The organism is Pantoea sp. Tr-811, assembly GCF_011752535.1.
Classification (GTDB): Bacteria; Pseudomonadota; Gammaproteobacteria; order Pseudomonadales; family Pseudomonadaceae; genus Aquipseudomonas.
In genome coordinates this window covers 105733-126592 of sequence record NZ_VWXJ01000012.1, presented here as the reverse complement: position 1 = coordinate 126592, position 20860 = coordinate 105733, and the positions used below count along the sequence as shown (strand labels likewise).

The 20860-nt window shown below is 65.3% G+C and carries 20 protein-coding genes and 1 riboswitch; of the genes, 8 read left to right on the top strand and 12 right to left on the bottom strand.

Annotated elements, in window-relative coordinates:
- Positions 1-35 precede the first annotated feature (35 nt).
- Positions 36-2144 (bottom strand): TonB-dependent siderophore receptor, encoded by a 2109-nt coding sequence (locus F3J44_RS18865; RefSeq protein ID WP_167274977.1) that lies wholly within the window; start codon positions 2142-2144, stop codon positions 36-38.
- Between the two features lie 108 nt (positions 2145-2252).
- Positions 2253-2459: riboswitch (cobalamin riboswitch) on the bottom strand.
- 159 nt (positions 2460-2618) lie between these two features.
- On the opposite strand from F3J44_RS18865, the gene F3J44_RS18860 reads away from it, so the two are divergent.
- On the top strand, positions 2619-3365 hold the full coding sequence (locus F3J44_RS18860; RefSeq protein ID WP_167056061.1) for an outer membrane beta-barrel protein: 747 nt from the start codon (positions 2619-2621) through the stop codon (positions 3363-3365).
- A 266-nt stretch (positions 3366-3631) separates the two neighbouring features.
- On the opposite strand, the gene F3J44_RS18855 is transcribed toward F3J44_RS18860, so the two are convergent.
- The 3 genes from F3J44_RS18855 to lpxO form a co-directional block, all read right to left on the bottom strand.
- Positions 3632-4201, bottom strand: coding sequence for a GNAT family N-acetyltransferase (locus tag F3J44_RS18855; protein WP_167056057.1), 570 nt, complete (start codon positions 4199-4201; stop codon positions 3632-3634).
- A 77-nt stretch (positions 4202-4278) separates the two neighbouring features.
- On the bottom strand, positions 4279-4617 hold the full coding sequence (locus F3J44_RS18850; protein WP_205299996.1) for a carboxymuconolactone decarboxylase family protein: 339 nt from the start codon (positions 4615-4617) through the stop codon (positions 4279-4281).
- Between the two features lie 96 nt (positions 4618-4713).
- Complete coding sequence (lpxO, locus tag F3J44_RS18845; RefSeq protein ID WP_167274973.1) at positions 4714-5613, bottom strand: lipid A hydroxylase LpxO; 900 nt, start codon at positions 5611-5613, stop codon at positions 4714-4716.
- Positions 5614-5770: 157 nt separating this feature from the next.
- Here lpxO and thpR point away from each other — a divergent pair, with 157 nt between their 5' ends.
- A complete protein-coding gene (gene thpR, locus F3J44_RS18840) occupies positions 5771-6316 on the top strand; it encodes an RNA 2',3'-cyclic phosphodiesterase (protein ID WP_167274970.1) in 546 nt (181 codons plus the stop codon).
- 6 nt (positions 6317-6322) lie between these two features.
- Here thpR and F3J44_RS18835 read toward each other — a convergent pair whose 3' ends face one another.
- A complete protein-coding gene (locus tag F3J44_RS18835; RefSeq protein ID WP_167274968.1) occupies positions 6323-6922 on the bottom strand; it encodes an NAD(P)H-dependent oxidoreductase in 600 nt (199 codons plus the stop codon).
- A 92-nt stretch (positions 6923-7014) separates the two neighbouring features.
- On the opposite strand from F3J44_RS18835, the gene F3J44_RS18830 reads away from it, so the two are divergent.
- On the top strand, positions 7015-7614 hold the full coding sequence (locus F3J44_RS18830; protein ID WP_167274965.1) for a TetR/AcrR family transcriptional regulator: 600 nt from the start codon (positions 7015-7017) through the stop codon (positions 7612-7614).
- 164 nt (positions 7615-7778) lie between these two features.
- On the opposite strand, the gene F3J44_RS18825 is transcribed toward F3J44_RS18830, so the two are convergent.
- Entirely contained in the window at positions 7779-8684 is a 906-nt protein-coding gene (locus F3J44_RS18825; RefSeq protein ID WP_167274962.1) for an AraC family transcriptional regulator, read from the bottom strand.
- Positions 8685-8864: 180 nt separating this feature from the next.
- On the opposite strand from F3J44_RS18825, the gene calA reads away from it, so the two are divergent.
- Positions 8865-9917 (top strand): vanillin reductase, encoded by a 1053-nt coding sequence (calA, locus tag F3J44_RS18820; protein ID WP_167056017.1) that lies wholly within the window; start codon positions 8865-8867, stop codon positions 9915-9917.
- A gap of 103 nt (positions 9918-10020) precedes the next feature.
- On the opposite strand, the gene F3J44_RS18815 is transcribed toward calA, so the two are convergent.
- Complete coding sequence (locus tag F3J44_RS18815) at positions 10021-11337, bottom strand: hypothetical protein (RefSeq protein ID WP_167274959.1); 1317 nt, start codon at positions 11335-11337, stop codon at positions 10021-10023.
- Positions 11338-11538: 201 nt separating this feature from the next.
- Between F3J44_RS18815 and F3J44_RS18810 the strand changes: the two genes are divergently transcribed.
- Positions 11539-12738 (top strand): sugar transporter, encoded by a 1200-nt coding sequence (locus F3J44_RS18810; protein WP_167274958.1) that lies wholly within the window; start codon positions 11539-11541, stop codon positions 12736-12738.
- A 172-nt stretch (positions 12739-12910) separates the two neighbouring features.
- Here the strand turns inward: F3J44_RS18810 and F3J44_RS18805 are convergent, their stop codons facing one another.
- The 3 genes from F3J44_RS18805 to F3J44_RS18795 are packed head-to-tail and all read right to left on the bottom strand — an operon-like array spanning position 12911 to position 15335.
- Complete coding sequence (locus F3J44_RS18805; protein WP_167274955.1) at positions 12911-13495, bottom strand: LysE family translocator; 585 nt, start codon at positions 13493-13495, stop codon at positions 12911-12913.
- Positions 13496-13545: 50 nt separating this feature from the next.
- On the bottom strand, positions 13546-14376 hold the full coding sequence (locus F3J44_RS18800; protein ID WP_167056002.1) for an AraC family transcriptional regulator: 831 nt from the start codon (positions 14374-14376) through the stop codon (positions 13546-13548).
- A gap of 59 nt (positions 14377-14435) precedes the next feature.
- Positions 14436-15335, bottom strand: coding sequence for a LysR family transcriptional regulator (locus tag F3J44_RS18795; protein ID WP_167274952.1), 900 nt, complete (start codon positions 15333-15335; stop codon positions 14436-14438).
- Between the two features lie 104 nt (positions 15336-15439).
- On the opposite strand from F3J44_RS18795, the gene nfsB reads away from it, so the two are divergent.
- The gene (nfsB, locus tag F3J44_RS18790; RefSeq protein ID WP_167274949.1) at positions 15440-16093 is read left to right on the top strand and encodes an oxygen-insensitive NAD(P)H nitroreductase; all 654 of its coding nucleotides are present in this window, start codon (positions 15440-15442) and stop codon (positions 16091-16093) included.
- A 163-nt stretch (positions 16094-16256) separates the two neighbouring features.
- Here the strand turns inward: nfsB and gabP are convergent, their stop codons facing one another.
- On the bottom strand, positions 16257-17633 hold the full coding sequence (gene gabP, locus F3J44_RS18785) for a GABA permease (RefSeq protein ID WP_167274946.1): 1377 nt from the start codon (positions 17631-17633) through the stop codon (positions 16257-16259).
- A 347-nt stretch (positions 17634-17980) separates the two neighbouring features.
- Between gabP and F3J44_RS18780 the strand changes: the two genes are divergently transcribed.
- A complete protein-coding gene (locus F3J44_RS18780) occupies positions 17981-18751 on the top strand; it encodes an SDR family NAD(P)-dependent oxidoreductase (RefSeq protein ID WP_167274944.1) in 771 nt (256 codons plus the stop codon).
- A gap of 39 nt (positions 18752-18790) precedes the next feature.
- On the opposite strand, the gene F3J44_RS18775 is transcribed toward F3J44_RS18780, so the two are convergent.
- Positions 18791-19579 carry an SDR family NAD(P)-dependent oxidoreductase gene (locus F3J44_RS18775; protein ID WP_167274941.1) on the bottom strand — a complete coding sequence of 263 codons (789 nt, stop codon included), beginning with the start codon at positions 19577-19579 and terminating at the stop codon, positions 18791-18793.
- A 442-nt stretch (positions 19580-20021) separates the two neighbouring features.
- Here F3J44_RS18775 and F3J44_RS18770 point away from each other — a divergent pair, with 442 nt between their 5' ends.
- Positions 20022-20855 (top strand): ABC transporter substrate-binding protein, encoded by an 834-nt coding sequence (locus F3J44_RS18770; protein ID WP_167274939.1) that lies wholly within the window; start codon positions 20022-20024, stop codon positions 20853-20855.
- Positions 20856-20860 lie beyond the last annotated feature (5 nt).

Sequence of the window (20860 nt, the reverse complement as noted above, 5' to 3'; positions counted from 1 at the left end):
CGAGCTACGCTCGCTCCTACCAGGGGCGGCTCAAATCAGAAGGTGTAATCCACGGTGGCGAAATACGACCGAGGCGCCCCCATCACCCATTGCTCGCCACTGAACGCCGAGGCCACGTACGCCCGGTCGAACAGGTTGTTCACCTGCAACCCCAGGCGCACATCCGGCAGCACCTGCCAGCCGATGTTGGCGTCGACCACGGTATACCCCGGCGCACTTTGGCTGTTGGCGCTGTCGGCATAGCGCGCATCCACGTAGCGCGCGCCAATCCCGGCCTCTACCTGCTGGCCAAAGCCCTTGCTCAGCCAAAGGTTGGCGGTACGCCGTGGCACATTGGCGGGGCGGTTGCCGGCACGGTCCATGGCCACGTCATCCACCACCTCGTAGAAATCGTCGTAGCGGGCCCGCACCAACGCGGCGTTGGCCGACACCTGCCACTGGTGCGCCAGGGCCAGTTCCAGCGATACCTCCAGGCCATCGGAGGTCTGCTGCCCGGCCTGCTGCGCGTCATGGGTGAGCGGGTCATCGACCAGCAGTTTCTTCTTGACGATATGGAACGCTGCCAGCGTCCACTCGCCACGGCCCTCCCAGAAGCGCTGCTTCAGGCCCAACTCGGTCTGCCTGGCCTCGGTCAGGTCGAAATGCATCTGCGTGGGGCTGAGGCTGACCAGGTTGTCCACGCCGTCCTGGCTGGTGGAGTACTGGCCATACACGGAAAGCGCGTCGTTGACGGCGAACACCAGCCCGGCACGCCAGTTGCCGCCTTGCAGGCTGCGGTCGCTGCGGCTGGCATCGATGAGGTTGTCGCGGTCGATATGGTTCTGGTCGCGGCGCACCCCGGTTACCAGCGACAGGCGCTCGGTGAGTTGCAGGCGGTTCTCGGCGAACAGGGCGAAGGTGTGGGTGGTGGACAGCGTCTGCCGTTCGCCTGCTGGGTCGCGCTGGAACCAACCCGGGGTCGGTTGCCACGGGTCGACATAGTCGCCGCCCAGGCCGTTGCTGCGGTCGACGTTGAAGCGCACCTTGTTGTACTCCACGCCAACCAGCGTCTTGCTGGCAAGGCCGAACAGGCTGTGGTCGAAGGTGAAGGTCTGGCGGTCGCCGATCTGCTCCTGGTTGTGGCGGATTTCCAGGTAGCCCTGGCGCTCCAGTTGCTCGCGCTCGGGGTCCCAGCTGTAGTTCTCGGCGTTGCGCCAGTGGCGGCGGCTCTTGATGTAGTAGAGCTGGTTGCTGGCGCTTAGCTGGTCGTTGATCGCCCAGTCGGTGGTCAGGCGGGTCCACTCGTCGTGATAACGCTGCACGTCGTTGTCGACGTTGTAGTTCTTCTTGCGCAGGCTGCTGCGGTAATGGCCGTCGATCAGCGGCGTGCCGTAGTAGTTGGCCGGTTGCGCATCGCCGCGCTCGTGGGCGAGGGTGAAGCTCAGGTCGTCGCTGGCGTCGAAGCGCAGCGCGGCGCTCAGGGCCAGGCTGCGTGAGTCGGTGCGGTCGACCCAGCCGTTACCGGCCTGCTGGTTCAGGGTCAGGCGGTAGCTCAGGCGTTCGCTGAGGCTGCCGCCGCTGTCCAGGCCCAGTTGCTGGCGGTCCCAGGAACCGTAGCCCAGGCGCAGGTGGTTGCGAATGTCGCCGGTGAACGGTTTTTTCGGAATCACGTTGACCACCGCGCCGGTCGCGCCTTCGCCATACAGCACCGAGGCCGGGCCACGCATTACGTCGATGCGCTCGACCATCCACGGGTCGACCGGGAAGGTCTGGGTGCCGGCGCCGGTGTACAGGCGTGCGCCATCGAACAGGGTCATCACCGAGCCGTGGCCGGTGAAACCCCGGGCCGACAGGCCGGTGCCGCCATCGCCTGGGTTGCCGATGAAGGTAATGCCGGGCGAGCGGGTGACGGCGTCTTGCACGGTGAGGTCGTTGCGCTGCTCGATCTGCGCAGCCGTGATGCTGGTGGTGCTGGCTGGGGTGTCCAGGGCGCTGAGGTTCAGCCGCGAGCCGGCCTCGGTCGGCGTGGCCAGGTCGATGCGTTGTGCGTCGTGGCTGCCGTTAATGGCCGTGGCAGGCAGGGCCAGCACGGGCTCGTCGGCCAGGGCCGGGAGGGCGACGGCCAGGCAGGCCGCCAGAGGGTGAAGCTGGATGAATCGGGACATGTCGTTCCACTGTTGCAGGAATGAATGCATCCCGGTGGAAAACACGCAAAGGCGTACCCCACATGCAGGTGCGCACGCAGGTACCGGCCTGCGCCCGCCCACCGCGGGTTGCCAAGTAGTGTTCCAGGCCGGTCTCCGGGCTTGCGAGGGGCATGAGGCCTTCACCTTCCCATGCTGGCGCACAGTGGTGTGTCGAAGGCATCGCTCGCTTACCGTTGCGGGGGCAGCGCCGGACTTGTCGTGGACCACGACGCACCGGCTTCCCGTTTCACCCTGCGCACGGCGGCGCAGGACACCTGAAAACGGCGCGCAGTTGAGCATCGAAAGGCCAGCACGTCAAATACGCACGTGCAGGGAAAAATGTGATGAATCACCGGGTTGTGCGTTTTTATGGTTTTTTTTTCGAACTTTTGCGCCTGGCGCAGTCTCGAACCGCACGTTCGCACTCAACACAACGTCATGGAGACTTCGTGCATGCTCGCCCGTAACCTGCTGCGCCACACCTGCCTCGCCACCCTGCTTGCCAGCCCACTGCTGGCCACGGCGGCACCGAGCACCGAACCGCTGTTCAGCGTCGGCCTGCTGGGCGCCTACGATAAATTCAAGTTCGAAGGCGGCAGCGAATCGGACAAGGAACACCTGGGCCAGGGCGGCGTCTTTGCCACCTTCGGCAACAAGCTGACGGCCGAGTCCGGCTTCATCTACCAGATCGGTGCCGAAGCCAAGTACGGCAAGAAGAACGACAACAAGCTCAAGGAAGCCCAGGCCGACCTCGACCTTGGCTGGCGAGCCGCGCTGGACGCGCGCAACTTCGTCGATGTGACGGTGGGCGGTGGCTATAGCTGGACCCGTTTCGAACCCGAGATCAACGACCTGGACACCCGCCTGACCTACAAGTCGCCGTTCGCCAAGGCTGCGCTTGGCTACAACCACCAGTTCGATGCCTCGACCCTGCGCGTGGAAGTGGGAGCGCGCCGCAGCATCGATGGCCGCGCGCGGCTGAAGGTGGACGACTTTGGCAGCGACAGCGTCGACATGAAAGACCGCACCAACCCCTATGCCGAGGTCACCTTGCTGATGAACCAGCAGGGCGGCATGCCGGTGCAGGCGGGCGTTTACTACACCCGTACCGAGTACAAGCTGGATGAAGACTCGGACGTGGCCGACAACAACAAGCTCAAGCGTGACGAGTTTGGCTTCAAGGTTGGCCTGGCTTTCTGAGGTTGATGTAGGCAGGTTTGGCCCTGATCGCGAGCTGCGCTCGCTCCTACCGGGATAATTGTGCAAGTCCCGTAGGTGATCACCCAGCCCTGCGGGCTGCGCTGTCGCGCAGGGAACATTGCCCCGCGAACACCGGCGTAGCCGGTGCCATGCACCACGCTGCTTGCTTCGCGGGTCAAGCCCGCTCCTACAGAAATATCAGTTAAATCAAATATTTACGATTTTTTCGTAGGAGCGAGCGTAGCTCGCGATGGGGCCTTCACCGGCTAACGCCCGCGCCGGCGCGACACCCGGGCCTCGATGTTCTTGCGCCCAATCAGCAGCGGTGGTTTCTCCACCACGGGCTCATCGGCCAACCACTTGTACATCACCAGGCAGTCGACCAACCCCAGGCGTGCATGGCGGTAGGCCTTGGGCAAGCGCCCGACGGTTTCGAAGCCCAGCTTGTGCCAAAGCGCCACGGCCACTTCATTGCTGGCCACCACCGAATTGAACTGCAATGCCAGGAAGCCCTCCTGGCGGGCCAGCTTCTGCGAGTGCTCGCACATCAGCCGGGCCACACCACGGCCACGGGCGGCCTCGCACACCATGTAGCCGCAGTTGCCAACGTGGGCGCCGGGCCCGGCAGCATTGGCCTTGAGGTAGTAGGACCCGAGCAGCTCGCCGTCCTGCTCGGCCACCAGTGTGCGCAAGGGCAGCTCCAGCCACAGCTGGCGGGCCTGGGCAAGGCTCAGCGCGGGGTCGAAGGCATAGGTTTCGCGGGCCTGGACAACGGCCTGGAAGGTGGGCCAGAAACGCTCGAAGTCGGCGGGCGTCATGGGGCGGATATGGATCATGGCGGTTCCTGCTGTGGCTAGGCCGCCAAGTCTGGGTAACGCGGCGCCGTCGCGCAAGGGCGACGACGCCCTTGGCGTCAGCCGTTGGCCTTGCCTACTGCATCCAGGGCACGGGCCGAGTAGACCAGCGCGGCGCCGGCGTTCATCGCCACGGCCACGCCCAGGGCTTCGGCGATTTCTTCGCGGCTGGCGCCGTGTTTGACGGCCTGTTGCGAATGCACGGCGATGCAGCCGTCGCAGCGCGTGGTGACGGCCACGGCCAGGGAAATCAGCTCGCGGGTCTTGGCGTCCAGGTGGTTGGTCTTGGCGCCGGCACCGCTGGCGGTCATGTAGCCGGCCACGGTGTCGGGGGAGAGTTGCTTGAGGTCGCCGATGCCGGCCATCAACTGCTTACGGTAGGCGTCCCAGTCCATCATGCTCATCGTCTTCACCTTGGCAAGGTTTCTGGAGGAGCTTTCAGGCTAGACCAATTTGCGCCTGCCGCCGACGGCGGCGACAGGCGCAAGGGGGCTTCAGATATACACGAACACCAGCACCAGGGCGGCCACCACCAGCCACTTTTCCAGGTAGTAGCGCATGCGGTTGCGCTTCTTCAGTGCCTTGCCGCGCTCGCGGATCTTGTAGATGCGGGTGAACAGGCGGTTGATGCCACCGGTCTTGTCGTTGGCATTGTTGGGTGCCGCGGCGGCGGCCATCACATTGCGGCTGAACCAGCGGTTGAAGGCGGTGGCCCAACGGTACTTGAGCGGGCGTTCAACGTCGCAGAACAGGATGATGCGGTTGTGCTCGGTGGTGTTGGCCGCGTAGTGGATATAGGTTTCGTCGAAGATCACGCCTTCGCCATCACGCCAGGAGTACTTTTCACCGTCCACGTCGATGTAGCAGCCATCGTCGTTGGGGGTATCCAGGCCCAGGTGGAAGCGGTAGGAACCGGCGTACGGGTCACGGTGGCGCACCAGCTTGGCACCCGGTGGCAGGGTGGCGAACATTGCCGCCTTGACCGTGCCGATGCCTTGCAGCAGCTCGGTGGTGCGGGGGCACAGGGTCATTGCCGACGGGTGGCTTTCGCCGTACCACTTCAGGTAGAAGCGCTTCCAGCCGGTCTTGAAGAACGAATTGAAACCAACGTCGTCATAGTTGTCGGACTTCTTGATTTCACCCACGTGCAACAGCTGCTGGGCTTCGGTGCGAATCTCCTGCCAGTGATCCTTGAGCGGTTGCAGTTCGGGGAAGGCTTCCACCGGCAGGTAAGGCTTGGCCGGGTGTTTGGAGAACAGGTAGAGGAAGCTGTTCACCGGGGCCAGGAAACTGGAGTGGTCGCCCAGCTGACGGGTCAGCTTGTGGCGTACCCGACCGCGCAGGTGAACATAGGCGATCGAGAGGACGAAGATCAGTACGAGTGCAATTTTCATGGACGGTTACTTGTCGAAAAATGGCCATGCGCCATGGCTTAAGCCCGCCAGCATAAACAATCGTCGGGTTAGTTTGTACATATTGTTACGTCAATTCGGCGCGACTTAGGTGGAATAGCCTATGGTTTGCGCAAACGTTTCATGCGAGGGAGTTGCCATGGTTCAGGACATTCGCCCGAGTGGCGTTCCCTTCAAACGGCTGTTCTTCGCCCTGCCGGTCAGCGACGCCCAGCGCCGCGCCGTCGCCCAGTGGCGGCGCGGCCTGAGCCTGCGCAGCGGCAAGCCGGTGCCCAGCGAGAATTTTCACCTGACCTTGCTGTTTCTCGGTGATGTGGATGCAGCCCAAGTGCCCGCGATCTGCGCAGCAGTAGACAACCTGACCCTGCCAGGCAGGGCGATTCGCCTGCTGCTCGACCGGCTGAACGCCTGGCAGCGCGCCGGTGCGCTGGTGCTCGAACCCCAGGAAACGCCCTTGGCACTGCGCCAACTGGTGTATGCCCTGCAGCAGGCGTTATTGCCGATGGGCTTCGCGGAGCAGGGCCGCGACTACCGCCCGCACCTTACCCTGTCGCGGGATTTTCGCGGGCAGGCACCGGAGTCGGCCCAGGCCCCGGACTTTCACTTCAGCGCCCGCCACTTCACCTTGTACGAGTCGCGCAAGGGCCGCTACTGGCCGCTGGCGCAATGGCCCCTGGCGGACTAACGCCGCTCAGGCGCGCTGGCGGCCAGCGCGGGTGAACAACTGCTCGCCCAGGGTGCGAGCCGTGCGCAGGTGGGCGGCGGCGTCCGGCCCCTCGCTGTCTGCCAGCAAGGTCGAACTGAGCACCTTGGCGCCGCAGTAGTCGAAAATGCCGTGCTCGATCTGCACGCGCATTGCTTCGCCATAGCCATGGCGCTCGAAGGTGCCCGCATCGGCGCCGGCCACGCCGACCAGATGCACCCTCAGGTCGTGCAGTTTCTTGGTGTTCACACCACCTTCGTAGTCGAATGCCCAGCCATTGCTGAACACCCGCTCGACCCAGCCCTTGAGTAGCGCCGGCAGCGACCACCAGTAGATCGGGTAGACCAGTACGAGGGCATCGGCGCGGTCGATACGCGCCTGCTCCAGCAGCACGTCGGCCGGCGGCGGGGCGAGGCGGCGGTGCACGGCATGGTCGGCCAGGCCGAAGCGCGGGTCGAAGCCTTCGCGGGCCAGGTCGGCGATTTCACTGCCGTGACCGGTACTGGCCAGGCCGTCGGCAACCTGCTGGGCGAGGGCGTGGGTGAGCGAGTCGGGGTCGTGGTGGCCGATCACGATCAAGGCGTGCATGGGGCTTCTCCAGAGTGGGGGTGCGGTTGGGCCTTGAGCGCTATATACTCAAGGTAAGTTACGATTAGTAAGTTACTTTTGGTAGGTTATTCATGTCAAGCGATGACACGGCAGCACCGCGCAAGCGGCTTTCCCGGGAACAACGGCGTCGCCAGCTGCTGGACGTGGCCTGGCAATACGTGCGCCAGCAGGGCACCGACGCGCTGAGCCTCGGCCACCTGGCGCAGGAGGCTGGCGTGACCAAACCGGTGGTATACGACCATTTCGAAACTCGCACCGGGCTGTTGGCGGCGCTTTACCAGGATTACGACGCCCGGCAGTCGGTGATGCTGGAACTGGCGCTGGCCCATTGCGAGGCGACCCTCAACGGGCGCGCCGGGGTGATTGCCGGGGCCTATGTGGACTGCGTGATGAGCCAGGGCCGGGAGATGCCCGGGGTGGCGGCGGCACTGGCGGGTTCACCGGAAATGGAGGCATTGAAGCGGGCCTACGAGCAGCCGTTTCTCGACAAGTGCCAAGCCGCACTGGGGGCCTTTGCTCGCCGTGGCGCGATAGGCGCTGCGGGCATGCGTTTGCTGATCGGGGCGGCCGAGGCGTTGTCCCAGGCGGCAGCGGCGGGGGAGCTGGAGGCCGAGCAGGCCAAGGCCGAGTTGCAGGCGGCGATCATCGCCATGGTCGAGCGCCAGGCGTGAAGCGAAGGGATCAACCGGCCCTGCGCGCGGCGACTCCCTGTAGGAGCGGGCTTGCCCCGCGAACACCGGCAAAGCCGGTGCCATCCACCGCGTCGCTTGCTTCGCGGGACAAGCCCGCTCCTACAGGGTTCTTTGTTGAACCAGATTGTTCCATCAGGTCGGGCTTAAACCGGCAGGCTCTGGTAGGGCAGTTCCTCCCCAGGGCTGCGGGCGAACTGGCGCTTGTACTCGCGGCTGAACTGCGATGTGCTCTGGTAGCCCACCCGGTGCGCCGCCTGCGCCACACCCAAGCCTTCGCCAATCAGCATCTGCTGCGCCTTGAGCAGGCGCAGGCGCTTGAGGTACTGCATGGGCGCCATGTCGGTGCAGCGCTTGAAGTGCTCATGGAAGGTCGAAACGCTCATGTTCGCGCAGGCTGCCAACGCCTCAACGCTTAGAGGTTCGGTGAAATGCTCGCGCAAATGCGCCAGCGCCGCGCCAATACGGGCGAAATGCCCCTGCTGCTCGACCAACGCCCGCAACACCCCGGCCTGGGGGCCGCGCAAGGCGGTGTACAGCACCTCGCGTACCCGCGCCGGGCCCAGCACCCTGGCATCCACCGGGTCCTGCAGGCATTGCAGCAAGCGCTCGACGCTCGCCCGCATCGGCGCATCCAGCGCCGCCGAAGTCATCGACTGCGGGGTCTGGGCCTGCACCGCGCTGTCCGGGGCCAGGCCCATGCTCTGCACCAGTTCGCCCAGCACGCCGCGGTCGATGTCCACCGCCACACCCAGCAGCGGCGCTTGGGCAGTGGCGAACGTTTCACACATGAACGGCACCGACAGTGCCTGCACCAGGTAATGCCCGGCGCCGTACTCCAGGGTACGTGGGCCCAGGCGCGCCAGCTTGCTGCCCTGGGCCAGGATCATCAGGCTCGGCTCGTAGATCTGCGGGCTGCTGGCCACGTAGTGCCCCCAGCTCAATACCTGCACCTGGGGCAGGTGGGTGGGGACGAAGCCGGGGCGGGTGGCCAGGCGGCGGATCAGCGCGCACAGCGGGGCGTTGGCGTCGACGTGGTGGGTCAGTTGCATGGTAGGCCTGGGCGGAGAATCGGACGCTTGCATCATCGCAGATTACCGGATTGGCGCCAGGTGCGGGCGGGCAACTCCGGAGAATCAGGCATGGATGCCGGAGAATCAGCCGTGGGCCGCGCGGATGCGGGCGCGCAGAATGCGCGCCCTGAATCGTTTCACTTCCCTGCGAGGTCCTGCATGTACACCGCCATCGGCTACGCCGCCCAAACCCCGACCAGCCCCTTGGCCCCCATGACCTTCGAGCGCCGTGCGCCGCGCCCGGACGACGTCGCCATCGACATCCTCTACTGCGGCGTGTGCCACTCCGACATCCACCAGGCGCGCAACGAATGGGGCATTGCTGTGTACCCGCTGATGCCTGGCCACGAAATCATCGGCCGGGTCACCGCCGTGGGCGACCAGGTGACCGGCCACAAGGTCGGCGACCTGGTGGGTGTCGGCTGCATGGTCGACTCTTGCCGGCACTGCGAAGCCTGCGCCAAGGACCTGGAGCAATACTGCCTGGAAGGCCCGACCATGACCTACGCCACCCCGGACCGGGTTGATGGCAGCAATACCATGGGCGGTTATTCCAACAGCATCGTGGTCAGCGAGCACTTCGTGGTGCGCATTCCGGCTGGCATGGACCTGGCCAGTGCCGCGCCGATCCTGTGCGCCGGCATCACCACCTATTCGCCGCTCAAGCACCACGGCGTAGGCCCTGGCCACAAGGTCGGCATCCTCGGCATGGGCGGCCTGGGCCACATGGGCATCAAGCTGGCCAAGGCCCTGGGCGCCGAGGTGACCCTGTTCACCCGTTCCCAGGCCAAGGCCGAGGAAGCCCGTCGCCAGGGCGCCGACCATGTGATCGTGTCCACCGACGCCGAGCAGATGCGTGCCGCGGCCGGGCGCTTCGATTTCCTGCTCGACACCATTCCGGTGCAGCACGACCTCAACCCGTACCTGGAAACCCTGAAGTTCGATGGCGTGCACATTCTGGTCGGCCTGATCGAGCCGATCGACCCAGCCGTGCATGCTGCCAACCTGGTGATGAAGCGCCGGGTGCTGGCGGGCTCGCTGATCGGTGGCATCGCCGAAACCCAGGAGGTGCTGGATTTCTGCGCCGAGCACGGTATTCGTTGCGACATCGAACTGCTGGATATCCGCAATATCAACCAGGCCTACGAGCGTATGATCGCCGGTGACGTGAAGTACCGCTTCGTGATCGACATGGCGACCTTGCAGGGTTGATGGCGGCCTGTGTGGGCCCTGATCGCGAGCTGCGCTCGCTCCTACGAGGGTTAGGCACCCCCGGGTAGGAGCGAGCGCAGCTCGCGATGGGGCCCGCACAGGTTTACCATAACAGCGCCTTGTCCCACCCCTTCCAGAACAACCAGCGCCGTACCTCGCAATGGTCGCCGGTGCCGATCTGCCACTGCGGCCGCCCCGCCTCCAACGCAATCACCGAAATGAACCCGGCATGGCTCGCCGCCACCAGCGTGTGCCCGTCGGCGCTGATGTCCATGGCGCTGATGGTCGAACCCAGGAAATGCTGCCAGCGCACCTCGCCATCCTCACCGAACGCTCGCAGGTAGCCATAGGCATCGCCGACGATGTACCCACCCGCCACCGCGACGCCGGCATACACCCGAGCACCGTCTTCCAGCAGGGGTGTGCGCGGGTCTTCGCTGTAGTAATCGGTGTCCAGCCCCGGCAGGTCTGCCACGCGCACCCCAAGCGTGCCACCGTTGTAGAAGTGGCAGGCATTGACGATCAGCTGCTCACCCGTGGTATTGAACAGCGCAAAATGCGGGTACTCGCTCCCTGGGCCGATTTCAGCGATCAGTTCCAACTGCTCGTTCAGCACCAGGTGGCGGCTGCTTTGCTCACCCAGCACGATCAGCCGGCCGTCCGGCGACACCGCGCCATGCTCCATCGACAGCCCCAGGGCGATGTCATCCGGGTCGGTGCCTTCGGCCAACGCCTCCAGCACCTGCGCCTGGCGTGGCAACAGGCGGGTTGCGCCCTCGGCCGCCAGCAGGAAGATGCCTTGATCGCTGACCAGCAATACCCGCTGGCCATCAGGGAAGGGCACCAGCGCGGTGGGCGTTGGCGGCAGGTCGAACGGCTCGAACGGGTAGCCCTTGGGCAGGCCTTCCAAGCCGCTCGGCCAGTGCAGCCGAGCGACTTGCGGGCCGCCCCAGCCATCGGTGACGCGCACGCCCTCGGCATTGGCCAGGGCGAAGTAGCGGCGCTGCGGGCAGCGGCCAAAATGCTCGATGCCGATCACCGGCGTTACCCCCTGCTGGCCGATGCGCACCACCTGGCCTTTCTCGTAGGGCATGCCGATGCGCGCCAGCAGGCTGCCGTCGTCGAGCAGCAACAGGCTGGCGATGCCTTGGCCATGGTTATCGAGCAGCGGCACCAGTGGCAGGTGCGCCGGCGGCCAGGCCTGGCGAAAGGCCTGGCGCTGGGCGTCGTCCACACCTGGCCGGTTGATGGCTTCCAAGGCGCTTTGCCAGGCCCCGAGCAGGTGCTCGGTGGGCGGGTGTTGCGGCTCTTCCAGGTCGTCCCAGCCTTGGGCCTGGCCGTGCGCGACGTAGCGGTTGATGGCCTGGGCATAGGCGGTAACCGCCTGCTGCCACTGCTGCTGGGGGTGCTGCTTGTCCATGGGCGGATCGTGCTCCTTGTTCCGCTTGCCGTTTACGGGGTGCGCGCATGGTACTCCCAATGCGCCTGCGGTTGTGAGGTGCGGCCTTGACGCGTACCATGCCGGGCATTCCTACCTATAACAAACCGTGCGTGAACGCCGCCAGCCCCGGCGCGTGGCGTGCGCGCTGTTGCCTTGCCTGCGGAGAATCGACGCTCGCCCATGAACGGACCCATCCCCACCGACCTGCCACCGACTGCGGGGAACGGCAGCTGGCTGAGCGTGATCGCCCTGGCCCTGGCCGCCTTCATCTTCAACACCACCGAGTTCGTGCCGGTGGCGCTGCTCAGCGACATTGGCCGCAGCTTCGACATGACCACCGCCCAGGTCGGCCTGATGTTGACCATCTATGCCTGGGTCGTGGCCCTGGCCTCGTTGCCGATGATGCTGCTGACCCGCAACATCGAGCGTCGCCGCTTGTTGTTGTTCGTATTCCTGGTGTTCATCGTCAGCCACTTGCTGTCGTGGCTGGCGCAGAGCTTTGCCATGCTGCTGGTCAGCCGTATCGGCATCGCCCTGGCCCATGCGGTGTTCTGGGCCATCACGGCCTCGCTGGCGGTGCGCGTGGCACCGCCGGGCCAGCAGGCCAAGGCGCTGGGCCTGCTGGCCACCGGCACCACCTTGGCAATGGTGCTGGGTATCCCCCTGGGCCGTGTGGTGGGTGAGGCGCTGGGCTGGCGGGTGACCTTCCTCAGCATTGCCGGCGTGGCCCTGGTGACCATGCTGTGCCTGATGAAGTCGCTGCCGCTGCTGCCCAGCCAGAACTCCGGGTCGTTGCGCAGCCTGCCGGTGCTGTTCAAGCGCCCGGCACTGGTGATTACCTACGTGCTGGTGACGCTGGTGATTACCGCGCAATTCACTGCTTACAGCTACATCGAGCCGTTCGCCCTGCACGTGGCGCAGATCGGCGGCGAGCGCACCACGCTGTTGCTGCTGCTGTTCGGTGGCGCCGGGGTGTTCGGCTCGTTGCTGTTCAGCCGTTACAGCGAGCGCTTCCCCCAGGGCTTCCTGGTGGGTTCGATCGGCGTATTGGCCGCCTGCCTGCTGTTGCTGCTGCCGTTGTCGGGCAACTTCTATGTGTTCGCGGTGTTGAGCATGTTCTGGGGGGTGGCGATCCTGAGCTTCAGCCTGGCGCTGCAGTCCAAGACCCTCAAGCTTGCCTTCGATGCCACCGACGTGGCCATGGCGCTGTTCTCGGGGATCTACAACATCGGCATCGGTGGCGGGGCGCTGCTGGGCAGTATCGTCAGCAGCCAGCTGGGCGTGGCCGACATCGGTCTGGTGGGGGGCAGCGTGGCGGTGGCCGGGTTGCTGCTGGCGCTGGCCAGTGCGCGGCGGTTTCGTGAGGCGCTGACTCATTGATGTAACCGCTCCGGGCCGGTGGCCCTGGTAGGAGCGAGCGCAGCTCGCGATGGGCTGCAACGCAGCCCGGGCATCCTGTGCGGCTGAAAATCCGGGGCCGCTGCGCGGCCCATCGCGAGCTACGCTCGCTCCTACCAGGCAGGGCGGCGCAAACTCCGTGGGCCCGCGCTTTTCAGCCCAGCACCGCCGCCCAGGCCGCCACCAGCAACAACCCCGCCAACCCCCGGTTGAACCACAGCAACCGCCCCGGCGCCTGCAACCAGCGCGCACTGCCAACCCCCAGCACGGCCCACACCGCCATGCACGGTACGGCAATCAGCAGGAACACCAACGCCAGCTGCCACACCGGCAATGCCGGCGTTGCAAACACCCCAATCACTGCCGCCGCCATCATCCACACCTTCGGGTTGACCACCTGCAACGACGCCGCGCTCACCGCGCCGAACGGCTTGCCAGCCTGCGCATCCAGCGGCTCCCCTGCGCTGCGCAGCATGCGCCAGGCCAACCCGCTCAGCCACAGCACACCGGCCCAGCTCATCGCCTGCTGGGCCTGCGGGTGGCGCAGCAGCACCTCGCCAAGCCCAAGGCCCACCAGCAGCACGATCGCCGCCGCCGCGCCACAGGCTGCCAGCATCGGCGCCACGCTCGCACGCAAGCCCAGGCGCGCGCCTTGGGCCAGGATCAGCAAGTTGGTCGGCCCTGGGCTGATGCTTGAAACCAGGGCAAAGAGGATGAAGGGCAACAAGGCGTGCGACATGGTGACGGGCTCCGATGGGTCAGGGCCCCATGGTCGCCATTGCTGGCGGCTCAGTCTGGAAGGTTTGAGCAGCGCCGGCGGTAGTCGGCAGGGGTCAGCCGGTAGGCGCGGCGGAACCAGCGCCCCAGGTGGCTCTGGTCGGCAAAGCCCAGGGCCATGGCCACCTCGGCGGGTGTCTGGCCCTGGGCGAGCAGGCGCCGGGCGCGGGACAGGCGCAGTTGGATCAGGTAGGCGTGGGGCGCCAGGCCGAAGGCCGCCTTGAAGGCGCGGGTCAGGCGGAAGCGGTCGACGCCGCAGGCCTGCGCCACCTGCTCCAGGCTGATGTCCTGGTCGAGGTGGGCATGCAGGTAGTCCCGGGCGCGTTGGGCGGTCAGCGGCAGGCGTGGGTCGGGGTTCAGGCGCTTGCGCCAGTGCAGGTGACGGGTGAGGCTGGCCAGCAGGTCGTCCATGGCGGTTTGGCGAACAATGCGCAGTTCCTGGCCGTGCACCGCCTGGAAGGCCAGGGCCGTGGCGCGGGCCAGGCGTTCGTCCTGGCACAGGGTGTCGGCGAAGCTGGGCAGGCTGTCGCTTGGCGCCTGGGCGAACAGCGCCTGCAGCTCGCTCGCCAGCCAGTGCGGTTCCAGGTACAGGGTTGAATACGTGAAACCTTCGGCGGTGGGCGCGTGGCCATCGTGCAGGTCGCCGGGTTCGAGCAGGAACACCTGGCCGGCCGTGCTCTGGTGGCGCACCTGGCGGCAGTTGAACTGCTGCACACCCTGCTCGGTCACGCCGACCAGAAAGCTGTCGTGCCAGTGCGGGTCGTAGGCGTGGCCAACGAAATGCGCACGAACCGACTCGATGCCGGTGTCGGCGTCCTGCTTGAGGTCGATCCAGTTGCTCATGGTGGCGCGGCTGCTGAAAGGGTAGGGCAGTTCACCTTAGCGCATATGCACCTGGCGGTTTAGAACATTTGTGCAGGCTGTAGCGCCGCGAAGCGCTCGCGCAACCACAGGTGCAGTTGCGTGACGGCCGGCGACAGTTGCTTGCGGTGCGGGCACACCAGGGTCACCGGCGTGGCCTCGCCCTGATGCTCGGGCAGCAGCACTTCCAGCTCGCCGGCGGCGATGTTGCTGCTGACGTCGAGCCACGACTTGTAGACGATGCCTTCGCCTGCCAGGGCCCAGCGCCGCACCACGTCGGCATCGTCGCTCACCAGCGGCCCACGCACCTGCACGGTGCGGCTGCCCAGTTGCCATTTGTCGAACACGCGGTTGTGCTGCAGGTACAGCAGGCAGTCGTGCTGCTGCAGTTCCTCCGGCGTGCGTGGGCGGCTGTGGCGGGCCAGGTAGGTGGGCGAGGCGACCACCACGCGGCGGTTCCACGGGGCCAGCGGCAGGGCGATGTAGTTGGCGTCCTGGTCGAGGCCGTAGCGGATGGCGATGTCCACCGGGTCGCGGCTGAAGTCGGCCATCTGGTCGGAAAGGAAAAAGCGCAGGTTCAACGCTGGGTGCTCGCGGCGAAAGGCGCTCAGCCACGGCAGCAGCAGGTTGCGGCCGATGTCCGAGGGGGCCGAAACCTGTAGCACGCCGCGCAGGGTGCTGTGCTGGCCGTGCAGTTGCTCGTGGCCCTGGCGCAGGGTGTCCAGCACACGCTGGGCGGTGGGCAGGTACAGCTCGCCCTCGGCAGTCAGGCGCAGGCTGCGGGTGGTACGGGTGAACAGGCGCACGTCCAGGTCGCGCTCCAGGCGCTTGATGGCGGCGGCTACCTGGCCGGGCAGCAGGTCGGCCTCATGGGCCGCGGCAGTGAAGCTGCCCAGCGCGCTGGCACGCACGAACAATTCCAGGTCGGTGATACGGAGCATTTTCACTCCAGGGGTGAAAGTGTTGCTTCATTTTGCCGCTTTTTCAGATGTTCGGGAACGTTAATATGCGCCTCACATCCCGTTCCGCTATTTGGAGTTGCAGCATGGACACCGTCACCCTGGCCAAGCGCCGCTATACCACCAAGGCCTACGATGCCGCCCGCAAGATCCCCCAGGCCACCGTCGACGCCCTGCTTGAACAACTGCGCCACAGCCCATCCTCGGTCAACTCGCAGCCCTGGCACTTCATCGTTGCCGACAGCCCCGAGGGCAAGGCGCGCCTGGCCAAGGCCACCGAGGGCCGTTTCGCCTACAACACGCCAAAGGTGCTCGATGCCTCCCACGTGATCGTGTTCTGCACCCGCACCGAGATGAGCGAAGCGCACCTGCAGGCGGTGCTCGACCAGGAGCAGGCCGATGGCCGCTTCCGTGACGAACAGGCCCGCGCCGGGCAGGACCAGACCCGCCGCGGCTATGTCGACCTGCATCGCTTCGACCTCAAGGACCAGCAACACTGGATGGAAAAGCAGACCTACCTGGCCCTGGGCACCGCGCTGCTTGGCGCCGCCGCCCACGGCCTGGATGCCACGCCCATCGAAGGGTTCGACGCCAAGGTGATGGATGCCGAACTGGGCCTGCGCGAGCAGGGCTACACCAGCGTGGTGGTGCTGAGCCTGGGTTACCGCAGCGAGGCCGACTTCAACGCCGGCCTGAGCAAGTCGCGCTTGCCGGCCTCGACGGTGTTCACCTTCCTGTAACGCAGCCACCACCGCCGCGCCGCGATCCCCCTGTAGGAGCGAGCGCAGCTCGCGATGGGCTGCAAAGCAGCCCCGGCGCGATGAGCCGCGAAGCTCAAAGCCTGGGGCCGCTGCGCGCCCCATCGCGAGCTGCGCTCGCTCCTACCAGGGAGATGAGTGCCTGTCAGCAGGGCAGCACTACGCCCGCACGCTCGCGCCTGCGGGCGCTCAACAACCCCAGGCAAATGATGACGATGGCCAACAGCCCCGTGGCGACGATTTCGGTGCGGTACGCCGGGATGAAGCACATGCTCGCCAGTGCCCCACTGATGAAGGCGATCACCGCCCAGGTCAGCCAGGGGAACAGCCACATGCGGCACTGCAGCGGTGCGCCGCTGGCCAGCAGCTTCTTCCTCAGGCGCAGCTGGGAAACCGCAATCACCAGGTACACCAGCAGGGCCACCGCGCCCGAGGTGGCCAGCAGGAACGCGAATACGCTTTGCGGTGCGAAATAGTTGATGAACGTGGCCACCACGCCCAGCACCGTGGTCGCGGCCACCGCTGCCCGTGGCACCTTGGCCTGGGTGGTACGGCCCAGGAACGCCGGTGCATCGCCCCGCTTGGCCAGCGAATAAAGCATCCGCGAACCGGTGTACACCTGCGAGTTCATGCAACTGGCCACCGCCACCAGCACCACGATATCCATCAGCAGCTTGGCATTGGGCACCTGCAGGATCTCCAGCGTGCGCTGGAAGGAGCCGACCTCGGGCAAGCGCGGGTCGTCCCATGGCACGATCGACAAAATCAGCCCGATGGACAGCAGATAGAACACGCAAATCCGCCATACCACCGAGTTGGTGGCGCGGGTGATCTGCCGTGCGGGGTTGCGTGATTCCGCTGCGGCGATGGTCACCACCTCGGCGCCGATAAAGCTGAACATGGTGGTGAGCATGGCACCGACAATGGCCTGCAGGCCATTGGGGGCGAAGCCGCCATGTTCGGCCATCAGGCGCTGCAGGCCACTGACCGGGCGCTCGGGCAGCAGGTCCAGCAAGGCGGCGCTGCACAGGGCAATGAAGCCGAGGATGGCCAGAATCTTCAGCAAGCCGAACCAGAACTCGAACTCACCGTAGCGCGCAACGCTGAAGAAGTTCGACCCGGTCACCAGCACGATCACCGCCGAAGCGAACACCCAGGTGTCCACCGTCGGCATCCAGGCATTGAGGATATTGGCAGCGGCAATGGCTTCCAGCGGGATGGCCAGCACCCAGAACCACCAGTACAGCCAGCCAATGCTGAACCCCGCCCAGCGGCCAATGGCGCGGTCGGCGTAGGTGGAAAACGAGCCGGTGTCAGGCGAGGCGACTGCCATTTCGCCCAGCATGCGCATCACCAGCACCACCAAGGCACCGGTACACAGGTACGCGAGCAGCGCCGCAGGCCCTGCCTTGGCGATGGCGTGGCCGGAGAACACGAACAGCCCTGCGCCGATCACGCCGGCGATCGAAAGCATGGTGACATGGCGCTGTTTCAGGCCAGGAGCAAGTGCGGTATTGGACATGGAAGAACTCGGTCATTGTTGTTGGAACGTTCTCAATCCGTTGCACAACGCTCGCCCTGGGCCGCGGGTGGCAGCCCAGGCGCAGTGCATGCGCGGATGTAGCTTGGCGCCAACAAAAGGTGAGTTAAATCCATTTTCTCTCACGTACAGGTTTGGATTTTCTGTTGTAAATCGCACGTCGCGAGCCGTTCAAGCACGGCGACTTCATCAATGTTTCGATGGGGGTTGACAGTGTGGCAGCGCCATTCTTAATGTGAATGCAAATTTGCACACAAAATAGCATGCATGGCCACCGCCCATCGAGCATGGACGGCCTTCGATATTCAAACAATGGAAGGTGAGCACAGATGAGTGACGCGACACGCCCCCTGGCGGGGCAGACGGTGCTGGTCACCGGGGCATCGGGGGGCATTGGTGCCGCGATTGTCGAGCAACTGGCCGCCGAGGGCGCTCGCCCGGTGATTCACTACAGCCGCGATGCACAGGGTGCGCAGCAGTTGCTGCAGCGCATCGGTGGCCAAGGTTGGATCGTGCAGGGCGACCTCAGCCAGGAGGCTGGCCCCGAGCAACTGTGGCGCACGGCACTGGAGCTGTGCGGCGGCAGGATTCACGGCTTGGTCAACAATGCCGGGATTCGTACCGAGGTTGCACTCGAGGCGTCGTCCAGCCAATGGCGCGAAGCCTGGCGCCGCGAGTTTCAGGTCAATTTCTTCGCCGCTGCCGACCTGTGCCGCGAGGCCGTCACCCATTACCGTGCCCACGGTGCTGGGCGCATCATCAACATGGCCAGCCGCGCGGCGCAACGCGGTTACTCCGCCGATGCACTGCCCTATGGCTGCAGCAAGGCGGCCCTGATCAACCTCACCAAATCGCTGGCCCGCAGCGTGGCCGGGGATGGGGTGGTGGCAGTGGCCATTGCACCGGGCTGGGTGCGCACCGACATGGCCGAGCAGTTTGTCGCGCAGCAGGGCGAGGCGGCAGCGGTTTCCGACATTCCCGTTGGCCGCATGGCCAGCCCGGCGGAAATCGCCGAGCTGGTGGCATTCACCCTGCGGCCATCGCAGGTATCGCTCAATGGCGCCACCCTGGACGTCAATGGCGGCAGCTACATCCGCTGACCTTTCACCGGGGCCGCGTTGCGGCCCTGGTTGCGCGCATCAGCTCGGTTGCGAGGCATAGGCCGCATAGGCCGAGGTCACCAGCCAACCACAATCCACCGGCAGGATCGCCCCGGTGATGGCCGATGCCCCCGGCGAGCACAGGAAGTGGATGGTTTCGGCCACCTCGGCCGGGTCGACGAAGCGGCGCAGGGCCGACTTTTCCACCACCGCTGCCGGGTCGCGCTCGCCACTGTCGATTCGCGCCTGCATGGCGGGGGTGAGGGTATAGCCCGGCGCGACCGCATTCACCCGCACGCCCTGCGGCCCCCACTGCGCCGCCATCACCTGGGTCAGCATGTGCAGTCCGGCCTTGCCCACGGCGTAGCCGATCTGCGCCGAAGGGCGGAAGCTGGTCAGCGAGCACAGGTTGATGATGCTGCCGCTACCGGTCTCGCACATGGCCCGGGCCAGCTCCCGCGACACCAGCAAGGTGCCCCGCACGTTGACGTTCTGCAGGCGGTCGTATTCTTCGATATCCAGGTCGAACAGGTGCACCGCGTTCTGCAGCAGCCCCCCCGAATTGACCAGCACCTGGGGCACGCCATAGGTGTCGAGCACCTGCCTGCAGAACGCCTTCACCTCCTGTTCCGACGCCACATCGAGCTTGCGCGCGTGCACCGCTGCACCCTTGCCGCGCAGTTCGCTGGCCAGCCGCTCGGCCCGCTCCAGGTTGATATCGCCGATCACCACGGTGCGGCCTGGTTCGCCGGCAAAACGGCGCACGGTGGCCTCGCCGATGCCGCTTGCGCCCCCGGTCACCACGATCACTGATTGCTGTTGGGTCATGTGCGTCTCGCTTGTGTTGTTGTTCAAACGCCTGAGTTACCCGAAGACGTCAGCGCACGTTGCACGCAAAGCGGAGCGTGCCTGTGGCGTGGCTTTGTCGATCAGATGTCGACAACATGGTTGTTCAGGGTGATTGGCTTGTCAACGATAGGCATGCAAACAACGCAGGCTTAAATTTTTAGTTCAAATAAAACAACAGGATAGGAATTTACCGTTTCCAGCTGAGCGAAAACTCGTTGACAGATGTCGGCAAAGGGTCGACAACATATTCGTGTGGTGGGGAGGGTATTGCGGCCTGGATGCAGGGCTTTTGCACCCGGCCGGTGCCGTGTGCAGCAGCACCCGGTGAGCAAGGAGGCAACAAGAAACTGAAGCTGTAGCGTCAAAGACACTGCCTTGAAACTGTGTGGTTTCCCAATTCGAATAATAGAGAGGCTATGAAATGTTCCAGGTACCTTTGAAGTGGGTCAAAGCGTTGACCGCCGTATCACTGGTGGCGGCTTTTTCCGCCAGCTCGGCCATGGCCGCCGATGCTGGCGACAGCTGGAAAGCCGTGCGCGAAGCCGGCGTGCTGCGCTGCGGTGCGGCCACCTCGCCGCCCTATGTGATGCGCGACCCCAGAACCGGTGATTACTCGGGCCTGTTCCCAGACCTGTGCAAGCAGTTCGGCGAGCAGGTGCTGAAGGTCAAGGTGCAATTCGTCGACACCAGCTGGGACAACATCGTCGCCGGGCTGCAGTCGCAGAAATGGGACCTGTCCCTGGCATTGAACGACACCCCGGAGCGGCGTAAGGCCATCTCGTTCTCCAAACCGGCAATCGGCTACAGCGTCAACTTCGCCTACAACAGCAAGAACCCGAAACTGGCCGCCGGCGTTGCCGGCATGGCCGATATCGACAAGCCAGGCATCAGCGTTGCGGTGATGTCGGGTACTGCCCAGGACAAGGCGATTTCGGCGGTGCTCAAGCAAGCCACGATCGTGCGCCTGCCGGGCTTCGATGAAACGCGGCTGTCGCTGATGGCCAAGCGTTCCGATTTTCTCGCCGACGACAGCATGACCAACACCCTGTTGACCTCGGCGCACCCGGACTGGGCCAAGACCTTCACGCCCACGCCCAAGCTTGCCGAGCAAGGCATCAACCTGGGCGTGAACAAGAACACCCCGGCTGAAGACATCGCCGTGCTCGACGCCTTCATCGAGGCCAAGATCGCCTCCGGCGAGATGGACAAGATGGCCAAGCACGCGGTGGACATTTCGTTGGCCGCCAGCAATTGACCCGC